Annotated in this window: 14 protein-coding genes and 1 other RNA gene; 8 read left to right on the forward strand and 7 right to left on the reverse strand. The window is 40.5% G+C overall.

Features of this window, described 5'->3' with window-relative positions; all coding sequences use genetic code 11:
* The first annotated feature begins 119 nt into the window (after positions 1-119).
* From LPA26_RS03285 to LPA26_RS03295, 3 genes are all read left to right on the forward strand, one after another.
* Positions 120-2,561 (forward strand): DUF4238 domain-containing protein, encoded by a 2,442-nt coding sequence (locus LPA26_RS03285; RefSeq protein WP_229007336.1) that lies wholly within the window; start codon positions 120-122, stop codon positions 2,559-2,561.
* Positions 2,562-2,713: 152 nt separating this feature from the next.
* Positions 2,714-6,373 carry a hypothetical protein gene (locus tag LPA26_RS03290; RefSeq protein WP_229007338.1) on the forward strand — a complete coding sequence of 1,220 codons (3,660 nt, stop codon included), beginning with the start codon at positions 2,714-2,716 and terminating at the stop codon, positions 6,371-6,373.
* A gap of 264 nt (positions 6,374-6,637) precedes the next feature.
* The gene (locus LPA26_RS03295) at positions 6,638-7,135 is read left to right on the forward strand and encodes a hypothetical protein (RefSeq protein WP_229007339.1); all 498 of its coding nucleotides are present in this window, start codon (positions 6,638-6,640) and stop codon (positions 7,133-7,135) included.
* A 118-nt stretch (positions 7,136-7,253) separates the two neighbouring features.
* Here LPA26_RS03295 and LPA26_RS03300 read toward each other — a convergent pair whose 3' ends face one another.
* The 5 genes from LPA26_RS03300 to LPA26_RS03320 form a co-directional block, all read right to left on the reverse strand.
* Entirely contained in the window at positions 7,254-9,689 is a 2,436-nt protein-coding gene (locus LPA26_RS03300) for an AAA family ATPase (protein WP_229007341.1), read from the reverse strand.
* Positions 9,686-10,261, reverse strand: coding sequence for a hypothetical protein (locus LPA26_RS03305; RefSeq protein WP_229007342.1), 576 nt, complete (start codon positions 10,259-10,261; stop codon positions 9,686-9,688). Before LPA26_RS03305 ends, LPA26_RS03300 begins: the two co-directional genes overlap by 4 nt.
* Positions 10,258-11,985 (reverse strand): SIR2 family protein, encoded by a 1,728-nt coding sequence (locus LPA26_RS03310; protein WP_229007344.1) that lies wholly within the window; start codon positions 11,983-11,985, stop codon positions 10,258-10,260. The genes LPA26_RS03305 and LPA26_RS03310 overlap by 4 nt, the downstream gene beginning before the upstream one ends.
* 323 nt (positions 11,986-12,308) lie before the next feature.
* Positions 12,309-12,692, reverse strand: coding sequence for a hypothetical protein (locus tag LPA26_RS03315; protein WP_229007345.1), 384 nt, complete (start codon positions 12,690-12,692; stop codon positions 12,309-12,311).
* Positions 12,693-12,901: 209 nt separating this feature from the next.
* On the reverse strand, positions 12,902-13,198 hold the full coding sequence (locus LPA26_RS03320) for a DUF4113 domain-containing protein (protein ID WP_229007347.1): 297 nt from the start codon (positions 13,196-13,198) through the stop codon (positions 12,902-12,904).
* Positions 13,199-13,545: 347 nt separating this feature from the next.
* Here LPA26_RS03320 and LPA26_RS03325 point away from each other — a divergent pair, with 347 nt between their 5' ends.
* Genes LPA26_RS03325 through LPA26_RS03335 form a run of 3 tightly spaced genes read left to right on the forward strand, consistent with a single transcriptional unit; the run spans position 13,546 to position 15,722 of the window.
* Positions 13,546-14,043, forward strand: a complete 498-nt coding sequence (locus LPA26_RS03325) for a chemotaxis protein CheX (protein WP_229007348.1) — start codon at positions 13,546-13,548, stop codon at positions 14,041-14,043.
* On the forward strand, positions 14,040-14,927 hold the full coding sequence (locus LPA26_RS03330) for a response regulator (RefSeq protein WP_229007349.1): 888 nt from the start codon (positions 14,040-14,042) through the stop codon (positions 14,925-14,927). Before LPA26_RS03325 ends, LPA26_RS03330 begins: the two co-directional genes overlap by 4 nt.
* A gap of 27 nt (positions 14,928-14,954) precedes the next feature.
* Positions 14,955-15,722 (forward strand): hypothetical protein, encoded by a 768-nt coding sequence (locus LPA26_RS03335; protein WP_229007350.1) that lies wholly within the window; start codon positions 14,955-14,957, stop codon positions 15,720-15,722.
* 34 nt (positions 15,723-15,756) lie between these two features.
* On the opposite strand, the gene LPA26_RS03340 is transcribed toward LPA26_RS03335, so the two are convergent.
* A complete protein-coding gene (locus tag LPA26_RS03340) occupies positions 15,757-16,680 on the reverse strand; it encodes a DNA-binding protein (RefSeq protein ID WP_229007351.1) in 924 nt (307 codons plus the stop codon).
* 285 nt (positions 16,681-16,965) lie between these two features.
* On the opposite strand from LPA26_RS03340, the gene LPA26_RS03345 reads away from it, so the two are divergent.
* Positions 16,966-17,337, forward strand: coding sequence for a hypothetical protein (locus LPA26_RS03345; RefSeq protein ID WP_055831398.1), 372 nt, complete (start codon positions 16,966-16,968; stop codon positions 17,335-17,337).
* 144 nt (positions 17,338-17,481) lie between these two features.
* Here the strand turns inward: LPA26_RS03345 and ssrA are convergent.
* Positions 17,482-17,847: a transfer-messenger RNA gene (ssrA, locus tag LPA26_RS03350) on the reverse strand.
* A gap of 81 nt (positions 17,848-17,928) precedes the next feature.
* Here ssrA and LPA26_RS03355 point away from each other — a divergent pair.
* Positions 17,929-18,798 carry a prephenate dehydrogenase/arogenate dehydrogenase family protein gene (locus LPA26_RS03355; RefSeq protein WP_229007352.1) on the forward strand — a complete coding sequence of 290 codons (870 nt, stop codon included), beginning with the start codon at positions 17,929-17,931 and terminating at the stop codon, positions 18,796-18,798.
* The last annotated feature ends 1 nt before the right edge of the window (position 18,799 follow it).

The raw sequence follows: 18,799 nt of genomic DNA on the forward strand, positions 1-18,799 counted from the left end.
AACCAGAATCGTTCAAATATGGTAGCAGCTAATGAAACAGCCCGATTGGATTAGTAAAGTAATTACGAGTTAGAATTGAATTTGGAAAGTAGTGATACTGTTCTTAACAATAACGTTATATGGTCATTCAAAAAACAAGATTGAATCATTACGTACCTGAATGGTATCAGAAGGGTTTTATACAAAACTCTTACGATAAACTGCATTACCTCAATCTGAGCCCGAATCAAATAATTCTTCATGATGGCAACATCAAACTTCATAGAGCCAAAAGCTTTAATTCACCGGCTAGTTGTTTTAATCAAAAAGATCTATATACAACTTTTTTTGGGATTGAAATCAATGATGATATTGAAAAGTTATTGTTTGGAAGCATAGATACTAAAGGCGCAGTTGCAGTAAAGGCAGTAATAGACGGTGAGCAATCTAAATTAGTTGAATACTTTGATGCATTTTTCGAATATGTGGATGCTCAAAGATTGAGAACTCCAAAGGGTCTTGACTGGATAAAAGCCCACTACCCTACTCTCACTCAGACTGAGTTGATGCTGGAAATGCAAAGCTTGAGATTAATGCATTGCACAATGTGGTCTGAAGCAGTAAGGGAAATCGTTTCTGCTGAAGATGCCGACATTAAATTCATCATATCAGATCATCCTGTGACCCTTTATAACGCAGAGATTCCTCTTTCCAACATTGCTTGTTCATATCCACAGGATCCAGATATTTCACTAATTGGGACTCAAACTATCTTTCCGTTAAATGAGGATTATTGTCTGATTTTGACTCACTTAGAATATGCAAAATATCCTCAATCAATAGACTTACTGAAACGGCGGACAAACGCACGTTTTCGAGGCACGTCATTTGTTCGAAAGGATTTATGGATTAGAAACCGTAAATTGACCGGCCCGGAAGTAACAGCAATCAATTTGCTGATTAAGAAAAGAGCAAAACGTTTCATCGCCTCCAGCCAACCAGAATGGTTGTACCCAGAGAATAGTTATCATGGTGATTGGAAGAAGATCGCTCAGACATTACTACCAAAATCTAAAGATCTTTTTGGATTTGGAGGGGATATTTATATTGGTTACAAAGATGGTAGTTCCAGCTTTCATGATCCCTATGGACGAACCTCGAAATCGTTTGAATTTCTCAAGCGTAAAAAACGCATAAAATGTGAAAAGCTACAAGATATATGTGGATGTGGAAGCGGCAGACGGTTCGAATCTTGTTGCCATGGCCTAGCTCCAGATATTAGACCAAGTTGGGATGTTTACAGCATAAGAGAAAGAAATCTCATGTTGTGTAACGCACTTACCCAAATACTTGGCATAGATGATGGAAAAAATTGGGAAGAAGTCAGAAGAGAGATCAATGCAGACCAAGTCAGAAAAATTCATGAATTGATATCCCTTTTGTGGCCAGCTGATACAGATCTTACTGAATTATTACCACGCGCTCAAAAATCCGTTCTAAGAGCAGTTTATCAAGGAGCTCCCGATGCTAGAACAGTTACTTTAACTATAATCAGCTGGTTGGCTTATTTCGATGAAATCATAATTACTTTCCCCTTTATCAATCCTCATTTAACCAAAAATCCTGCTTTTAACCCACTAAAAGTTCCTACGGAGTACAAAGATCAAACCTTAAGAAATACCTATCTGATGTTCGTCCTGCAGCCATATATTGAGCTGGGCTTAGTGCATGTTATCCCTGATTTTGGTGACTTCAATTCTGAGTTTGGACTGACGGTGATGAAAATGGTCGAAGCTAGAACCAAGCAATGGAAAGTAACTGAATCAGATGTTGCATTCCATAAAAAAATTATGTACATCGACCATTTCAATGATCAGATTCGACTTCCAATCGAGGCATTGAAGAAATATATTAAAAAAATCATGCCTGAAATACCTCAGGACATGTTGGAAGAGGTGGCGCAGAGATTTAAAAAGGATGCAATCGCAGATCCAATAGCACCGTTACAAGAAATTGGTCCGAAGAATGGGCAGTTTCGAATTCTAAAAGGCTTTAATTTGGAAACATCTTTGTTTTTAGCAATGCTAACGGGCTCTGTACTCTTCACTGATCAGTCTAATCATAAAAAGCAATTGTATGCGTTCGCTAGCTCATCCAAACAAGCTAACGATTCAAAATTCAACGAGATAATCTCTTTCACAAATCAACTGATCTTTCCTTTGCAATTAAACACGGAGAAGATTTATCAAGCGCTGAGAGAGGGGTTTGGATCAGAAATCCGAAAAGCAATACTAAGCTTGCTTGAATACACTCGCAGCCAAGAGCTTGATTCAAATGCTGACAAAATAATTAGTGAAATCGATGCTGGAATGCACCTTATTCATAAAGGCGAAACGATGAGTGACAAAGACATAATTCCCGCAAAACTTACTGCTGAGATACCTCTGAATGGTTTCGATAGGCCTGAAGTTAGACGATTGCTTTTGACTTTCAGTAGGCCTGAATTGGTAAGCACTGTACCAATATTATTTTATGCAGAATATCCAGACTTGGAGTTTAACCGATACAAATCTGGTGCTTGATAAAGATACAGAATTGGCCGAATTTAAGTTCAGAAAGTCAGAAAAGAATAATTCGAAATCAGTATTGCGAATTGAATCTCTCAGTACAAACCAAGTGCTTGGCGCTAAACTTAAATACAATTTATTCAAAATCATGTGCTTCAACTAAAACTATGTCCGATATAGACTCTGCTGCAACCAACAACAGCATTTTTTTTGAGGGTAGAAGGCTTCCAATAGATCACCTCTCCCCTGCCGATTTTGAAAATTTTGTGCATGCGGCACTTATATGCATATCAGATTACCTTGGTATAAAAATTACGGGCAAACCATCTGGTACTGGCGATGGAGGCTTTGATTCGGAAGGCATCCTAGTCAGTAACGGTAAAATTCTCTGTGTTCAATGTAAAAGACTGAGAAGTGCAATCACTCCATCTCAGATATCAGTCGAGTTAGCAAAAGTTGCTGCAACAAGCACCCTGGAAAACTCAGTGATTGGCATGCACCTATTCATTTGTTCTGGAGGTGTAAGCAAAACACTCAAAAGTCAGCTTCGTGAACGCTCAAGGGCCAGTTTAGCTAAAATTGCCGGCGAAAAATTAGCCACAATATCTAGTAACGAAGATTTAAATAGCCTCCGAGTTAGGTTGCTTGCACAGGGATTCAATCCGCATGAAGTTGCTGAAGAATACGTTAATAATTTAGATAATTTGTTCGTTTGGGGTTTAGAGGAGTTTGATGTAGCACTTTCCTCTAAATGGGAAAGCGTATTGGAAGTTGTTGGGCGGTTCTTTAAGGTCGCTAGTTACATCAGAGAGTTTCCCAGAGCTTCGTTTGATCGCAGTAAATATCTTGCAGATCATTTGAATTTTGACACCCCAATCTTCCCCAAGGTATCTGATGAACCCTTGCCTGATTGGATGCGTGGAAGTAGTGCAGCCAATCCTCTTCCAGTTGAGTCTGGGTCGAGAAAGTTTATAAAATCATTTAATGACCTTGCAGAGATCAACTCTGGAGAGCTAGTAATAATTCTGGGCGATGGCGGCGTAGGCAAATCGACTGCTTTGAAATTATTACGCAGAGAAATAATTAAGATAAACCCAGAGCTCAATCTTCCAATTTTAATTTCTCTTGCGAATTATTCTGCAGGCAGCTTGGAAAGAGCTATACACAATGAATTGGGGGTCATTTATGGCTCATGGAAAACATTACCGGACAACATCTATTTGCTTTGTGATGGTTTGAATGAATGCCAGTCAAACATTATCGAGGGTTTTTTGGATGAATTGAAGCTATTGCTAAGGCGTAGGCAAATAGCATGCATTCTTTCAACCAGGGGATCATCAAGACATAAAACAATCGTACTACCGAGCAATGTTACATACTGTGTGCAGGTTGATAACCTAACTCCCATAGGAGTTAAGCGTTTAGCTGAATATACACTCAAAACCAATTGCGACGAATTTATAAAAAAGTATCGATCCCTTGCAGATGCTTCATGGTCACCAATGCTGTGGACTCCATTTTCCGTAAATGTTGCTCTCAGTCTTTGGGAAAGTAACACCAACATCCCAGATAAGCTTAGTGAAATGCTGCAGAGTTTGTTAGAAGCTCGTTGTGCTAGAAATGCTGAATCTGCAATAAGGAGCTTGAGCAATGAAGTGGTATTGAAAATTGCAGGCTCACTTGCATTTCAATTTCTTATCACGCATCAAAAACTAGAGTGCTCTCAACTTGAGGCTGGTCAATTAATTCGCAATGCAAAACTTCAATGTTCAGATGCGCTTGGAGTTTCTGATATTACTGAGTTAGAGATTCTTCAAGTATTAGTTAGACATGAACTCCTTACCCTATCGCCTGATGAGCATTTGAATTTTGGGCATCAGCTTATTGCCGGCGCTTTGGCTGGTAATTTACTCGCTCAAAATTGGAAAGCAAATTTAAATTCTTTAGAAAACTCGTTAGCCGATGATGCATGGGTTTTTGCCACAAAATTTATAGATCATGGTGAGATACCGCAATACCTTGAGAATATTTTTAAGGTTGATTTGGTGCTTGGTGCCAAAGTTGCAAGAGAACTTCCAAACTGCTATGTGAAAATAGCAGAGGATTTGTTATATAAAGCCATTCACCCCACTGCCCCTGAAACCCTTAGATTTATGGGGCTACGTGCATTGGCTAGATTAGGCACTCCTGATGCTTTAGCAAAGGTTCAGGAGGAAATAGCGAAAAACAATGAAAATAGTTATGCTGCTCAACGAGCGCTATCTATCGCTGGAAATTTAGATTTTTTACGTCAAACGTTGATTGAGGTTGAAGCTCAACAACGCTTCCCTGGCAAAGTGTCAGGCGGTCCGATGGACCTTTGGGAAATTGCACCACTACCGATTCGAATTGACCTTGCTAGGCAATTTTTATTAAATTACTCTCCTACCAAATCAGTAAAAGAGTCTTTAAGATACGTTGCCTATGAGCGTGATGAAAACGATGCTGAGATCATTGAATCATATTTATCCGCAGCTAACACGCCGGACGCCTGTCAAGCCGCGTTGTACGCCTTAGCGGAGGTTTCCCCAAGCAATGCACAATCATTTGTCGAAAATGCTCTGAAAAGTGAGGAGCCCCTATTTCATAAAATGAGCATAATGAGGTTTGCAGTGCAGTCTGGTATACCAATCGATTTAGATTTTGCAATGAATTGCGCTCTCTCCGAATTTAAAGAACCAGGCTCGGATGAACATAATACGGCTTACAAATATACCAATTTCATTGAGCAAGTTATAAATGCGAATCCATTGCCTAGTCATCTTGTCACTTTAGTCGAGCAGAAACTAATTCTTAGTAGTGGAGTGACTAAAGAAAAACTTTGGATCATGGCTACTAAATGCAAAAGTGCTGTAATTTCTAATTACGCCGTCGCTTGTATTCACGAATGGGATCTTTATTTAGGAGCCGCTTGTAACTATTTCATAGAGCAAGATGATGAACGGTTAATTCATCACGACAACATATTAAATATATGCGAATCTCATTTTGCTACAGTTGTCGATTGGGACGATTGGAAAATCTGGCGAGCATTGTCCCTAACAATTAAATTACAACCCTCTCCTCTAATTGCAGGAAGTTTAACAACAGCAATTAGAACAGCAAACAAAGTACTTGGTGCCGTCCTGCAAGAAAAAACTGAGGTGTTATCTGCAGATGAAAAAATACTGCTTGGAAAAGGCGGAATTGAATTAGCCGCAATCCATCTGGATAGTACAATTGCAAAGTTAATTCCTGCGATAAACCATGTGAAAACTTTTATAGATGAGGCAGATTTAATTTCCTTACTTAATTTTGATTGTAGGCACTACGAGAGCGCAAAAGAGAACCTTGCCAATTGTTTAAGCGGATTAAATGATGATTTAATTGATCTCGCCCTTCTAGAGTCTAAAGATCAGTGGACTCAAATGAATGGTTTGATTGCTTCATGTGCAAATAACATAACAAGCACACGATTAAACTTGATATCAAATTTAATTTTTGAGCTTTATACTATCCCGGCTGGAATCCATATCATCTGTCAAATACTTGACTCCTGCTGGAGCGATGAAGTGGCCAAAATGGTAATTAAAACCATATCTGAAATCCCAGTCTGGCCTCAAGCCGAGCAGCAGTTTTTTAATAATTTTATAAACTTAGTTGCAAGAAAGATTACTGAAGCCGACCAAGCAATAATAAATGAATCGCTCGAGAGTGCCAAAACGCGCTTTGCAAAAAGGGTTATAACATTTTGGTCTGAGATTATTAGTGGCAATCGGGTTGGACTTTCAAGATTAACATCGCATTAGAGATTCTCAGCCGTTGATTATCCACATAGTGACTATTTAATACTGAGGTCAGCTAAAGCCTTCTCAAATAAAGGCCGAACGTCACTACCGAGTCCAGTATGCATCAACCCGACTTTAATATCTGTAAAAACCCTAAGCCCCAAAGCTTAAAAACCATTATGCTTTTCAAATTAGTTATGAGTACCATACGTAGTATTAGTTGTATTCCTGAGCCAGAATCCAATACTGTGTCGGATCAATAAAGTTTTTGTCATGGAGTTTGCAATGAATGCAGCTATTTGGGGACTTATCGGAACTGTAGTAGGGGCAATAGCAAGTATTGCGACAACTTGGATTGCCTCTCGAAACAATCTCCATATTCAATTAATTACCAACAAACAAGAGCTCACTGAACGTGCTAGCGCATTTCAACGTCAGACACTAGTCGACTTACAAGATGCGATTCACGACACTCTACGACTTACTACACAAGGTTATATTCAAGATCGTGATGCGCATTTTAGAGGCAACGCTTGGGGAGACAATATGCTTGAAGAACCACTCAATGAGGAGATCCGTCTTGCTGAGCGTAGAGTAGCAATACTGAGAGAACGAGTTTCTGATGACCAACTTCGCAAAGAAATAAAAGCTTTAATGAAAGTTGCCCAAAAGACTCTGCTTTCGACAAGTGCAGCTGAAGCAAAGTCCCTTATGGAAGAGTGCTATGTTGTAGGTAATAATTTATTAGAGTCTATTGGTACGGTTTTACGAAAGCATTATTAAAACTGCGATTGGCGATATATGTTGTGTCTGATATAACTTCACTCGCAAGGCTGCGCTTTTTTCGATAACGACGATAAGCCATATTTTTCTTTTGTGAACTTAACCAAGCTAAATTAAGTTATGCAGCCAAGGCTTGATCAGGAATGTAAATTTTTGGCTCATAGATAGCAGTTGTTACGCCTTCTGAATTTCGTCCAAGTTCGATTGTAATTAGGCGATCATCCTGAAACGCTGGACTAAGCTCTAAAGCCAAATATTCAAATAAAGGTCGTTCGTGAACCGCAATAATAATTTGTCGCTTATGTTGTTTTGATAATGTACGTAATAGAGCTGCAAATTGTGAGATATGCACTTCATCCATACTTTGAACTGGATCGTCGATTATTAGCCAAGGCAAAGTGGGTTTGACAGAGAGATGTAAAGACAAGAACAATGTTAAAGCGGCTGTATTAAGATTCCCAGCGCTTAGCATAGCTTGTGGGTTACCACCCTTCCCACCTGATCTATAAAGAGTTTCCAATTTTGCTTCAACCGATCCAGTGGATGGGTCTGGTAATGCGAATGCAGGGACAAAAGGTTCATCCGGTGCCAATCTGATGAATAAATCTTGCCAGACTTTATTTAGCTTATCATTGAACACACGCCTGACAATAGCAGTTCTTGCTTCACGTGCTTGGAGGCTTAAGTTTTTGGCTAAATCAAGACGCCTTTCTGACTCAGCTTTTGCAACTTTTAATTTCTCTAATTGAATTTTTAAAGGTTTATTGCTATCGGATAATCGCATTTTTTGATCTAAATGCGATTGCCAAGTTTTCACATATTCTCGCCCTAAACGTGACACCTGTTGTCGATTTGTCATTAAAAATTCAATTGATTCAGTGAAGTTTATAAGGCGGGCGAGTACCTCTTCAAGAGACTCTGACGTCCCAGGCAATGGCTGATTTAGAGTCTTTGCAATTTCCCCAATAGAAAAACGTAATGAAGTTGCGCGCTCATCACTGCTTCTAAACTCTGCTAACCGCAGTGAAGTCTCAGATGCACGTTGTTGTAACTCAACTCCTTTACTTGCAGGGACTTTTAATTTGTCCAACTTGACTATTAACTCTTCAAATCTTGCACGCCTTGTTTTTAGCAGGTCTCGTAATTCAGGGTCTAATATACGATTAAGTACTTCAGCTCTTTCACGTTCCGCAGCAGCTATGAGTCCTAAAGTAGTTGATTTGTCTGTAGCTAAAGCTTGCAGTCGACCTGCCTGCTCGGTTAGAGCTGCAATATGCCCAGACAAATGTGACTTCAATGGTGTAGAAGATACCTCACTGTAATCTCGTCCACAAACTGGGCAGTCCTCAGATTCTATATGTGGCGACAATTGTGCTAATAATTGGGCCAAACCCATGGTTAGAGTCGCACTTTCAGTTAGCTGTGAGTCAAGAACTGCGTTTCGTGCTTTTCCTTGTTCAATGCTTTGATTGAGCTCTGATAAGCGGACACCATCTTTCAAATCCTGTGTGAGAAGTGCAAGGCATCGTTCCAATTCTCTATCAACAGCACTGTATGCTACTGAACGGGCCAACTCAGGACTGCTTACTGATGGTGATGGCAAGTCAGGAAATGTTGTTTTCAGTTCTTGATGAATTAATTCAAGCTCGTTTCCCGTTTCTTGTTTCCAAAGGTCCAGAGCAGAGCGCGTCTGCGTCTCTTCATCTTCGATAACAGTTCTTTGAGCTGACTGAGTAGATATTATTAACTGATTCCATTGTGCTTCAGAGGCTTGTAAATCACGACGAATACGAGCAATTGAATCGAGTTGGGTCTCTTCTGATGTCTCTTGAAAGTAGACTAACGCATCCTTAGGGTTTATAAACGGATTATTTTTTTCAGGATACAGTGTGGAAATTCGTTGTTGAATTTCAACTTTAATTAAGTCGATCTCTTTATCAAGCTTGTCGATTTCGGCAGTACTATTCGCTATGAGTTTTTGTATTTCATTAATATCCTCTTCTGCTTCCCCATAACTTGGCACAGATTTACGAAGGCGACGGATATCTCCGGTCGGGTGTAGGCCATCAATTAAAGCTTCTAGACGATCTAAACCCAATAAATCCTTAACGAATTTAGTAAGAGCGGAATCACTTTTTCGAGTGTCCTGATGTTGATAGAGTTCTAACAATCTACTCAGTGTAGATTGGGAGAGATAGCAACGTTCACTAAAAAACCTACTGAACTCTTCATCTAATAAATGGTGATTCTGTACACCTGCGTTAGTGACAATTAATTTAGATGCTTTATTTTGACCGTTATGGTCATTCATAGTCACTTCAACACTACCTTGAGTTTTAGATTTATGTGTCAAATGTGAAACATAATCAACCTCACTACGGCCCAATGCTTGTACCGCACCAGTAAGGCCAAGTTCAATTGCTGAAAGTATGCTAGTCTTCCCCGCACCATTTTGCCCATGTATGATTACAACTGGTGCATCAAGGGGTATCGTAACTTCGCCATTAATACTTCTGAAATCGCTTACGGTTATTGATGTTAAGCGAGGCGTCATAGCACATCCTCATCGATAACGTTATCTAATGGCTCAGAAATTAACGTATTTAAGCGACTTTCAACTGCTTCGGTGCCTTGATTAGATGATTCAATTAACGCCATTTTGATAGTGTCTTCTTTTTCAATGTCCGTGAATGCAAATACAATATCTTTTTGCAGATCTTCCGGCTCTGGTAAATCCAATGGGAGCAATACTGCCAGCCAATTTAACATGTTTGTATTTTGATAATTTTCAGCCGACACCCCTAGTGGCAACACTCTAGATACTCGTGACATAGCATCTATGAAAGCGCTTCTAGGCCGAGGGCCAGCAACTACAGTAGTCAATGGCCTCAATGATTTTATCGAGTCCAGTGCTCGTGCAATACCCTCTACTTTTTGCTGAATACGTTTTTCTGAATCAAATGCCGTATCAACTAAAAGAATTAAATCTGAAGAGGTGCCTGTGCCTACAAATGCAGCTGGGATATCAAATTGAATTCCAGCCAAATTCAAAGGTACTGTAACTCGTTTAAAGTTAGCGGCGCTAAGCACTGCAGCTACTTTTTCCACTGGTGTTGTAGCGGTCACAATGCTGTTTCCTCTCTAAAGCGTTCAAATAGGGAAGTTACATTCGTTGATTCTTCCATCAACTCATTAATACTTACTTCGCGTAGCGTAGCTCTTCCTGTACGTCCTGGTGCTCCTCTAGGTGAGCGAGACATTGCTGGCGGAATATCTAAACTATGAACAATCACGGCATTATCACCTGTTGTGACATGCTCATTATTATGCAAACATAAAGCAGCATGAACATTGGCAGCAAAGAATAAGTTAGCACTATGAGTTTTGGTCACAATACCCAATGCCCCGCTTTTAGGGTCTGTTCTATCAGAGGGCTTTAAATTCCAATTATTTTCACTCAAACCCATGCCTATAAGCCCCACAGCGACTCCCAATTCTCTTAACCCCGACATCCCTATATGCGGATGATTAACTGTAATATTTACTGGGTCCGTAGATAGCGGATAGTAAAAATGAGATTCTTGTGCAGGTGCTTTGCCTTTATGAAAAAGTGAAAGAACTCTTTCACTCTGAGCTATTAATTCCCGTATAAATGGTTCATGACCCAAACCTTCTACTACTTGGCTTAAAGTATCCCTGACTACAAAAATGCCTTTTTCAATCTCTGAACGTCCAGCAGGATCAATTGCTCCGGGACAAGTTGATGCGAGCGCAGAAAGCTTTAAGCATAGAACATTCAATACTAAGGCTGTTAATAAAGGTTTACCGTAAGCTTTAATAAGAGCTTCTTCGTTAATTGCACTTCTGTTTTCAACTGAGTAGTTTTCACGATATACATTCTTAAGTAGGCCAGCGTGATCAGGATTTAAAGAGTTTGCTGAAAAAACATAAGCAAGGTCAGTAGATGGCCATGGCCATGGCATGCTTGTTTCGGCTTGTGCAAAAACTCCTTGAATGTTGCTATCCTGAGCTGACAAGCCAATCATTAAAGTGCGTTTAGTTGTGGCTAAAAGTACCAGTTGATTAAGTATGACCCTATTCTCAGGCACAGCTGTCCATGCGTCAATTTGAGACTTCCTGGCTACTAGTCTTACGCGATAATTGGCCTCATCCTGACTTGCCTTCAGTGCGCATCCATGAAACTTGTAAAGATGAGTTCTTTGTTGATTCCCTCTTAAGTCTTCAGGTCTGACAACTACGGACAATGCAGTGCCATTACTTAACTCGGAGACAGCTTTTTCAACTAAATCATCCCAATTTGCACTTGCTATACTGGACGCAACCCCTTCGGATACGAGTAAAGCGAGGCATAAGTGTTCTGCGTCAGGTCTTGTTGATGGATTTGCATATGTACTGGCTACATCAATTCCAGCCCAAACAAGAAAGTCAGCAGCCTCTTGGTCAACAAGAACGTCTAACATACGAGCGTAATTCGTGACTAATCTTTGCGAAAACGGCTCAAGATCTGGCCAGTTTTCGATGGGTTGATCTAAATTGTTTCTTTCGATTTCTTGTGCGGTTGGATGGGTATATCCAATTATTTCAGTTAGAGCTATCCTGAAGCGACAATTTGCATCACCCTTAACAACTCGTTCTTGCAGAAATTTCAGTAAATTTTTTATTACTGTTTGTAGCCCAGGTACACGTCCATAAGATATGCCAGATCCTAGCCATAGGGTATAAATATCTTCAGATACGCCCTTCGCCATTTCTGCAAAAGGACCGTCAAGCAATTCAAGAGTTGCTCTAACAGTTATTGTGTTTGCATCGTATACTGGTGCCAAGGCCATTATTTTTTATTGTACTTATAATTATCTAAACAATACCACAATTGTGAGATGCTTAAACTCTTTGTCAGCCTAATACAAATAACAGTGTTTAGACTTCAAAATGCAGTCAATATAATTACCTAGATTTTTTGTCACATTCCCTGCACAGAGTCCTAATCCAAGAGGTTTGTCTAAATTCCCCAGGTGCGCCACAAATCTCACATATCTTGTTTGATTCTTCTTCGGCAGAAAAAATCAAACTTGAATCGCCACTAATCTCCTAGAATGGCCGAAGCAGTAAGATACTGATTTCTTGCTACAGCCATCAATCGGTAAATTTGAAATTATTTAACGAATATGTCTAGCTGCTTTCCAATTAATGCAAACGCCTGTGCGGCGCTTCCCAAAGCAATATAAAAAACCCCCGCTGGTATTGGCGCCGAGCCCTCGAGTGAGATATTTGCCAAAAATGCAACGAGCTTACTCCTTGATGGGTTGCCTTTTGTTAAGTGATTTCTATCTTCAGCGAATTGGTACGCACCAGATGCAATCCACACAGTGCCAATGAAGTTGCTTAGAATTCCGAACAAATTAAATATAGTATCAGACGGCCAATCAAGACAATAGTCAAGGTACAAAATGAACCCGCCTGCAAATACTACTAAAATAAAAGCCGTTGACTGTATCAGATTGATTTTTTTGAATTCACCAATTAGGGTAGCTATCATTTTTACTCTCATTTTTACTTAAGTTGATTTTTAATTAGAAGCTGATAACTCTCTTATCAACTAACCTTTTAACCGGACTCTCTATTTATCCATCATTTATATGTGCATTTCAAAGGCATGAGCGAACGCGGCATTGGATTAAAGCTTATTTTAGTGAGTCTTCATAGAGGCCGTATTCATTCTGATGCAAAACTGTATCGACTACATAATCATCTGACTCCTAATAGGTCACCCCAGTCCCCAGTGTAATTCGGACTCTTAAAATTACGCTGCATCGCCCAGTCTTTAATGCCTTCTATTCCCTCTGATGCAAGCCAGATCGTTCCCCTGGAATATTTGTTATTGATCTTTCCACGACCTGCACCAAAGAGTCCCGACTTCTCATCGCGGTCTGAGTAACCAAACAAATCCGTTTGCAATCCATCTGAGGGAACGGTGAATTGACCAGGATGCACTGACCTGCACAACCGTTTGACTTGTCTGTCTAAAAGTTGTGTTGGGAGCATCACCAATTGATTTCAACCTGCTGGATGCTTTATGCAACAGTTGAGATTTTGACATTAAAAATATCAGTGAAAACTGTTGCGGATGAACTGAAACATTTAGCAACAACATCATCCTAAATCCTTCAGCAACACTACAAAAGAAAAGTCGTTATGAAGTGTTTATTCCTCAAGCCTAGGAAACGCAACACACCGCCGAAACTACTAAGAATGCGAATAATAATATTTAAATATCAACGCAAAGAGCATTGATAATAATACAAATAATTAATGTGGTTTTCCTGCACTCATTCAACATTTATTATCGCATTAACCCTGTAGCATCTTAACTCTACATTGGGAGATACCAAATGCAGTTGTTATCGACAACAGACATGGTGAAAAGAATTTCTGAGTCATGGTCATTTGTGAGCGGAACCCCTTTCGAGTTTAGGGAAAGCGATCACCGTTCCACCATTGCTGACCATGAAAACATGATGGCAGTGATTTTGCCTATGTATATTGATAGCCTGCCACATCGTGAATCAATCGCAATTGGTTTGATTTTGGATGACGCTGAGGCAGTCAAGGTGGCGGCACATATGTTTGGCCTGACACCAGAAACGCTTTCAGTGGCAGATATACAAGATGCAAAAAAAGAGACCTGTAACATCCTCGGCGGTAACCTCGTTGTGGGTGAAAATAGCAAATTAGGACTCCCCAGAGAAATTCCGCTGGCTGAGTTTCTTGAGTTGCAAAAAAATGCGACATTCAGCATGCTGTTTGTAAGCGATAAACCGAATGAGGACCTGGTTAATCTGGTGATCTTCAACGTAAATAATGAATCTTCCGGGGAATTTTTATCATGAGTACAGTGGCGAAATTTTTGATTGTCGATGACAGTCGAGCTATACAAAGCATTATTAAACGAGTCATTGAATCTTGTAATTATCCGAATCTGGAGATTCGAAGTGCAAGCGACGCAGAAGCTGCAATGGAAATTCTGGAAAAATATACACCGGATTTAATCATCACTGACTGGCATATGCCTAAAATCAGTGGCCTTGAATTTTGTCAGCATGTATGCCAAACCTATAATAATCGTATTCCAATCGGCTTTATTACGACCGAATCCAACATGGATAAAATAGAATCGGCTTATAAAAGCGGTGCTAAATTTGTGATTAACAAACCATTCCAAGATGCTGATTTAAAGACATATTTAACGAAATTTGTACCCTTTTCTTCTAATGAACAATCATCGGGTAAAGCCAGTGAAGAGCTCGCAAACGTAATGACTGTGCTCTCCAGCATGCTTAAAGGACAAGCATTCACACTGGAGCCCTGCCCTGAATTAAAGCTGGCAGATTACAGCGAAAATAATTTAATTGGCTTGTTTGGAGAAAATGGAAAAACGCCGCCAGTGAATGCCCTTGCTATTATGGAAATGAGTGCAGTAGGCATATTGTGGGCACTGAATAATGACCAACCTGCCATGGTGCAATCGTTTATCAAAAATGGTACTGCTTCAAATGATCAACTGGACGAGGCACGTAAATTTATGGATGAGTTTGGTGCAGGCATGTCACTTAGCAATAAAAATGGCCCACTTAAACTGGCACGCTCCAGCATCGTCAGCAGACAGTTTCCACGCCTGGAAATGTCGTTAAAAACCAATGAAGGGCGTGCTGACTATAAATTAAATGTACCTGGCATCGGTGCAGGTTATATCACTTACATCAAATTGATTTAGGGTATCAAATTGATCTAGGAGTATTTTATGGCTTATACCTTTAATGAAATTTTTGGCAGCGTTGGACTGTTAATCAGTTGCGGCGCAGCTGTTTTGCTCGTTAAGTTGCTATTAAGCAATACCGTGCAACAAGAAAAATTTTTCAATTCACTGGGAAGGTGTAATGCCGAATTGCAAAATTCATCAAAGAATCTTGAAACGCTGTGCGCGATACTGGATAGACGTTTCTCCAATATGGAAGAGAATTCCAAACAGCCAGATCCATTATTAATCAATACCTTGCAGAGATTTGATAAAGTATCAAAAGAAATACATGAACGCCTGGATGAAATGTTTATCACTAGCTCCTTAAGTAGTAATGATAAACAGGCCAGTGATATGCCCAGTGAAGCTGTGGTCAATGAAATAAGCAAATTACAAAGTAGCATGGCAGAAATCGCCAACCAGCTACGCAAAAGTAACTATCTCTCCATGGATGAAAACGCTGAGCTTGCTGCCATGCGTAAACGGATTGAGAGCTATCAATCCATGGTCATGAAGGCGCGTTCAGAAGCTAAAGACTCTGAAACCATTATGTCTGAACTCAGGCTAGAGATAAAACAGCTACAAACTTCCAAAAAAACCAATCCGACGGCCGAAACCAGTGCTGAAAATCAGCGTTTGCAGGAGCAATTGGAAGACGCAGAGCGCGAGAAAAAAGCGCTAGAAGACAAAATCAAAGCACTGGACAATGAAATGCAACGCAACAATATTGAAAAGAAATTTATCGAAGACCGGTTTATCGAACTTTCATGATCATTTTCCTCAGGCCACCGAAGGTGGCCTGGTTTTATTTGATCAAAGGCTTTTTTTTCTCAATCTGTTTTAGCTTGTTTGAAGCTGCCAACTGCTGTCGTTGTGATTCTTTTAACTGCCCTTTTATCATGCCAACATTTTCACGCAACTCATTCACCAGTTTCTGATTTTTGGCGGCCTGGCTTTTGGTGACTGCATGCTCTTTCAGGAGTGCCTTCTTTAATTCGCTGATTTCAGATTCCAGCTTATAGGCCCGCTGGCGTTCTCGATCAACTTCTATAAATGACCTTGCTTCCAGCTTTCTGAATTTGTCTTCTGATAATTTCAAGGCTGCATGCAGCTTATTAAATTCTGCTGAAAATTCATTATTGACGCTTTTTAGTGAGCCCTCCAACGCAGATTTTTCATTTTGCAGCGTTTTTACAGCTTCTTTCTGAGTAGCCGACACCTGATGGTCAATCAGGAATCTTTTTTCACTTTCCTGCAACTGCTTTCTAAGCATGGTTAATTCTGAATGCTGTTCAGCGCTCAGGCTCTCCATTTTTTTTAGCTGGGCTTTCAGGTTTTCCAACTCAAGCTTGTTGTTGCTTTCCAGGTTATTAATAACAGAATGTTTTTCCTTCACGTTCTGCTTGGCGACTTCAAGCGCGGATTTCCATAAAGTACTCAGCGCCTCACCAGCAAATTCCCGCAAAGTATCTGGCAACCCCGAATACTCAACATCCACCCTGTTTTTAAGCCTGAGTTCGTTCCAAAAGTTATTCACCGTTTGAACCGGCGTTGACATCGTCCCTTTGCGCACAAGCTGATACAGCTTATTGGCAGTGGGTTGAATCCCATAGCGAAAGAACATCAAGCGACATACTTCACGGTATAAATCTTTTACTTGTGGAAACTGGCTGCGAAGCACTTCAACATCCTGGACAAGCTTGGCTTCATTGATATGTACAGAGGTCATATTTCAAGTAATCAAATTGCTTAATTTGTTTTGTGACAAAAATATGTACTAAATAGTTTGCGAAAAATTTGGCTCAGCTACTTTCATGTTTACAAAATGCATCAACCCATATGTTACTGGTATCATTTTATTAATACGGCAAACTATTGATTTAAATTGATATTTTGCATAATTCAGACACATTCCCATTGATTACATAACAAAAGAACAGAATCGTTTTTAACATTTTTTATCGGAATGTTAATATTTTGATTGCAGATTTATCTGCACTTTTGGAGGGAGTTAATGAAAAACAAAATCAAAATTAAAAAATTACACACGAAATGTTTATTAAACTGGAGTTTGAAAGTTGGTGATCAACTGGGTACATTAAACAAACATAAAGCAATCAAGTTAGCTAACGTAAAACCGGCTGTTTTTCACCGCTGGGTATCAGGTAAAGTAGCAGCACCAAGCTGTACACTCAACCGCATAAAACATCATGCATTTGCTACTTTGCGAATCAGGCATCGAAAAAAACTAAACCAGTGTTTGGCAGTTGGCTTGGATGAAGAAATAATTAAAGCGCAGTTCTTATGGAAAAATATGATCTTCGATCAACTAAGCATGCCAGCAAAGCGCAGATTCTTTACCGGTTTGAAAAAGGTCCATCGTTAGTCTTAGTTAGTGAAAGCCACTCGCCTTGAGTGGCTTTTTTATTAACAATCAGAGAAAAAACCAATTATCTGAAATCAATATTAAATTACAGACACAAAAAAGCCAGCATTACAAAATGCTGGCTCTTAATTTACTACTTTAAATTGGTGGAGCTGGGGGGAATCGAACCCCCGTCCGCAAGCCCTCCACAGACAGTTCTACATACTTAGCTGTGTTGTTTATGTTTAACCGTACACTCACCAACGAGCAAGCAAGAGTAAAGCGAGTTGCCTTGGATTTAATACGTGATTAAGCAACCCAACCACGCACGATCCTCTCTAAATGACGCTGCTGCCGGTTACCCGGCCCGACCGAGAGGCTCTTCGGGGCAGCGTTCAGCCGGGATTAAGCGGCTAAAGCGTAAGTTTCGTCGTTTGCGACTATACTTTTTCAGATGGATTTACGAGGGAACCTGAATCCTCGGTATGCCCTGCACTGCTTTGCAACCCACGTCGAAACCTGGTCAGCCCCAATGCAAGCTAGCAAGTATACGCCTGAAACCCAGTCAAGCCAAACTTCAGACGCAGTTGTATGACATGATACAATTCGTGAATGTTCAAGAAAATCGTGATATTCGGCGTAGGATTGATAGGCGGTTCAGTCGCGCTGGCGCTGAAAAAATTACCTAACCCGCCACACATCACCGGCGTTGGCCGTTCAAATCAAAGCTTGCAAGAAGCTCTGAGCCTGGGATTAATAGACAGCGCGGAAACAGATATTGCAATTGCGCTGGAAAATGCAGACTTGATACTCATTGCTACACCGGTCGCACAAACGCCAGCCATTTTAAAATCCATTCTTCCGCACCTTGCAGCACAGACGGTGATTACCGATGCAGGTAGCACGAAATCTGATGTCATGGCTTATGCCGAAGCCGAGCTCGGTGAGCAGTTTAAGCAGTTTGTCGGCGGGCACCCGATTGCCGGCGCTGAAAAGAGCGGTCCAGCTGCTGCGATGGCAGATTTGTATATAGGCAAAAATGTAATTCTGACGCCAGGCTTGGTCACTGACCCGGAAGCGGTATTAAAGGTGACAGAGTTATGGAAAGTGTGTGGTGCTTTGGTATCCAATATGCGCCCGGAAGAACATGACAGTGTATTCGCAGCGGTCAGCCATTTGCCGCACTTGTTGGCATTCGCGCTGGTGGAAGATTTAGCCAAGCGTGACAATGCTGAACTGCTGTTTAAGTTTGCCGCCAGTGGTTTTCGCGACTTCACGCGGATTGCCGGTAGCCACCCTGAAATGTGGCGTGACATTGCGCTAGCCAATAAACAGGCCTTATTGCAAGAACTCAACACATACCAACAGGCGATAGGCGAGATGACTGCGCTACTCGAAAATAATGACCATGAAGGGTTATTTGCGCTGTTTGAACATGCCAGCCATGCGCGTAATGCCTGGGCAAAATCCAAAATCCAATAAA

Origin of the sequence: Methylophilus sp. Leaf408 (assembly GCF_916856905.1) — a bacterium.
In the GTDB taxonomy this organism is placed as follows: Bacteria; Pseudomonadota; Gammaproteobacteria; order Burkholderiales; family Methylophilaceae; genus Methylophilus.

What these genes read in the sequence shown, in the direction of transcription:
- LPA26_RS03285 (WP_229007336.1), top strand. Translation starts at nt 120, where the DNA reads ATGGTCATTCAAAAAACAAGATTGAATCATTACGTACCTGAATGGTAT.
- LPA26_RS03290 (WP_229007338.1), top strand. Translation starts at nt 2,714, where the DNA reads ATGTCCGATATAGACTCTGCTGCAACCAACAACAGCATTTTTTTTGAG.
- LPA26_RS03295 (WP_229007339.1), top strand. Translation starts at nt 6,638, where the DNA reads ATGAATGCAGCTATTTGGGGACTTATCGGAACTGTAGTAGGGGCAATA.
- LPA26_RS03300 (WP_229007341.1), bottom strand. Translation starts at nt 9,689, where the DNA reads ATGACGCCTCGCTTAACATCAATAACCGTAAGCGATTTCAGAAGTATT.
- LPA26_RS03310 (WP_229007344.1), bottom strand. Translation starts at nt 11,985, where the DNA reads ATGGCCTTGGCACCAGTATACGATGCAAACACAATAACTGTTAGAGCA.
- LPA26_RS03315 (WP_229007345.1), bottom strand. Translation starts at nt 12,692, where the DNA reads ATGATAGCTACCCTAATTGGTGAATTCAAAAAAATCAATCTGATACAG.
- LPA26_RS03320 (WP_229007347.1), bottom strand. Translation starts at nt 13,198, where the DNA reads ATGCTCCCAACACAACTTTTAGACAGACAAGTCAAACGGTTGTGCAGG.
- LPA26_RS03325 (WP_229007348.1), top strand. Translation starts at nt 13,546, where the DNA reads ATGCAGTTGTTATCGACAACAGACATGGTGAAAAGAATTTCTGAGTCA.
- LPA26_RS03330 (WP_229007349.1), top strand. Translation starts at nt 14,040, where the DNA reads ATGAGTACAGTGGCGAAATTTTTGATTGTCGATGACAGTCGAGCTATA.
- LPA26_RS03335 (WP_229007350.1), top strand. Translation starts at nt 14,955, where the DNA reads ATGGCTTATACCTTTAATGAAATTTTTGGCAGCGTTGGACTGTTAATC.
- LPA26_RS03340 (WP_229007351.1), bottom strand. Translation starts at nt 16,680, where the DNA reads ATGACCTCTGTACATATCAATGAAGCCAAGCTTGTCCAGGATGTTGAA.
- LPA26_RS03345 (WP_055831398.1), top strand. Translation starts at nt 16,966, where the DNA reads ATGAAAAACAAAATCAAAATTAAAAAATTACACACGAAATGTTTATTA.
- LPA26_RS03355 (WP_229007352.1), top strand. Translation starts at nt 17,929, where the DNA reads ATGTTCAAGAAAATCGTGATATTCGGCGTAGGATTGATAGGCGGTTCA.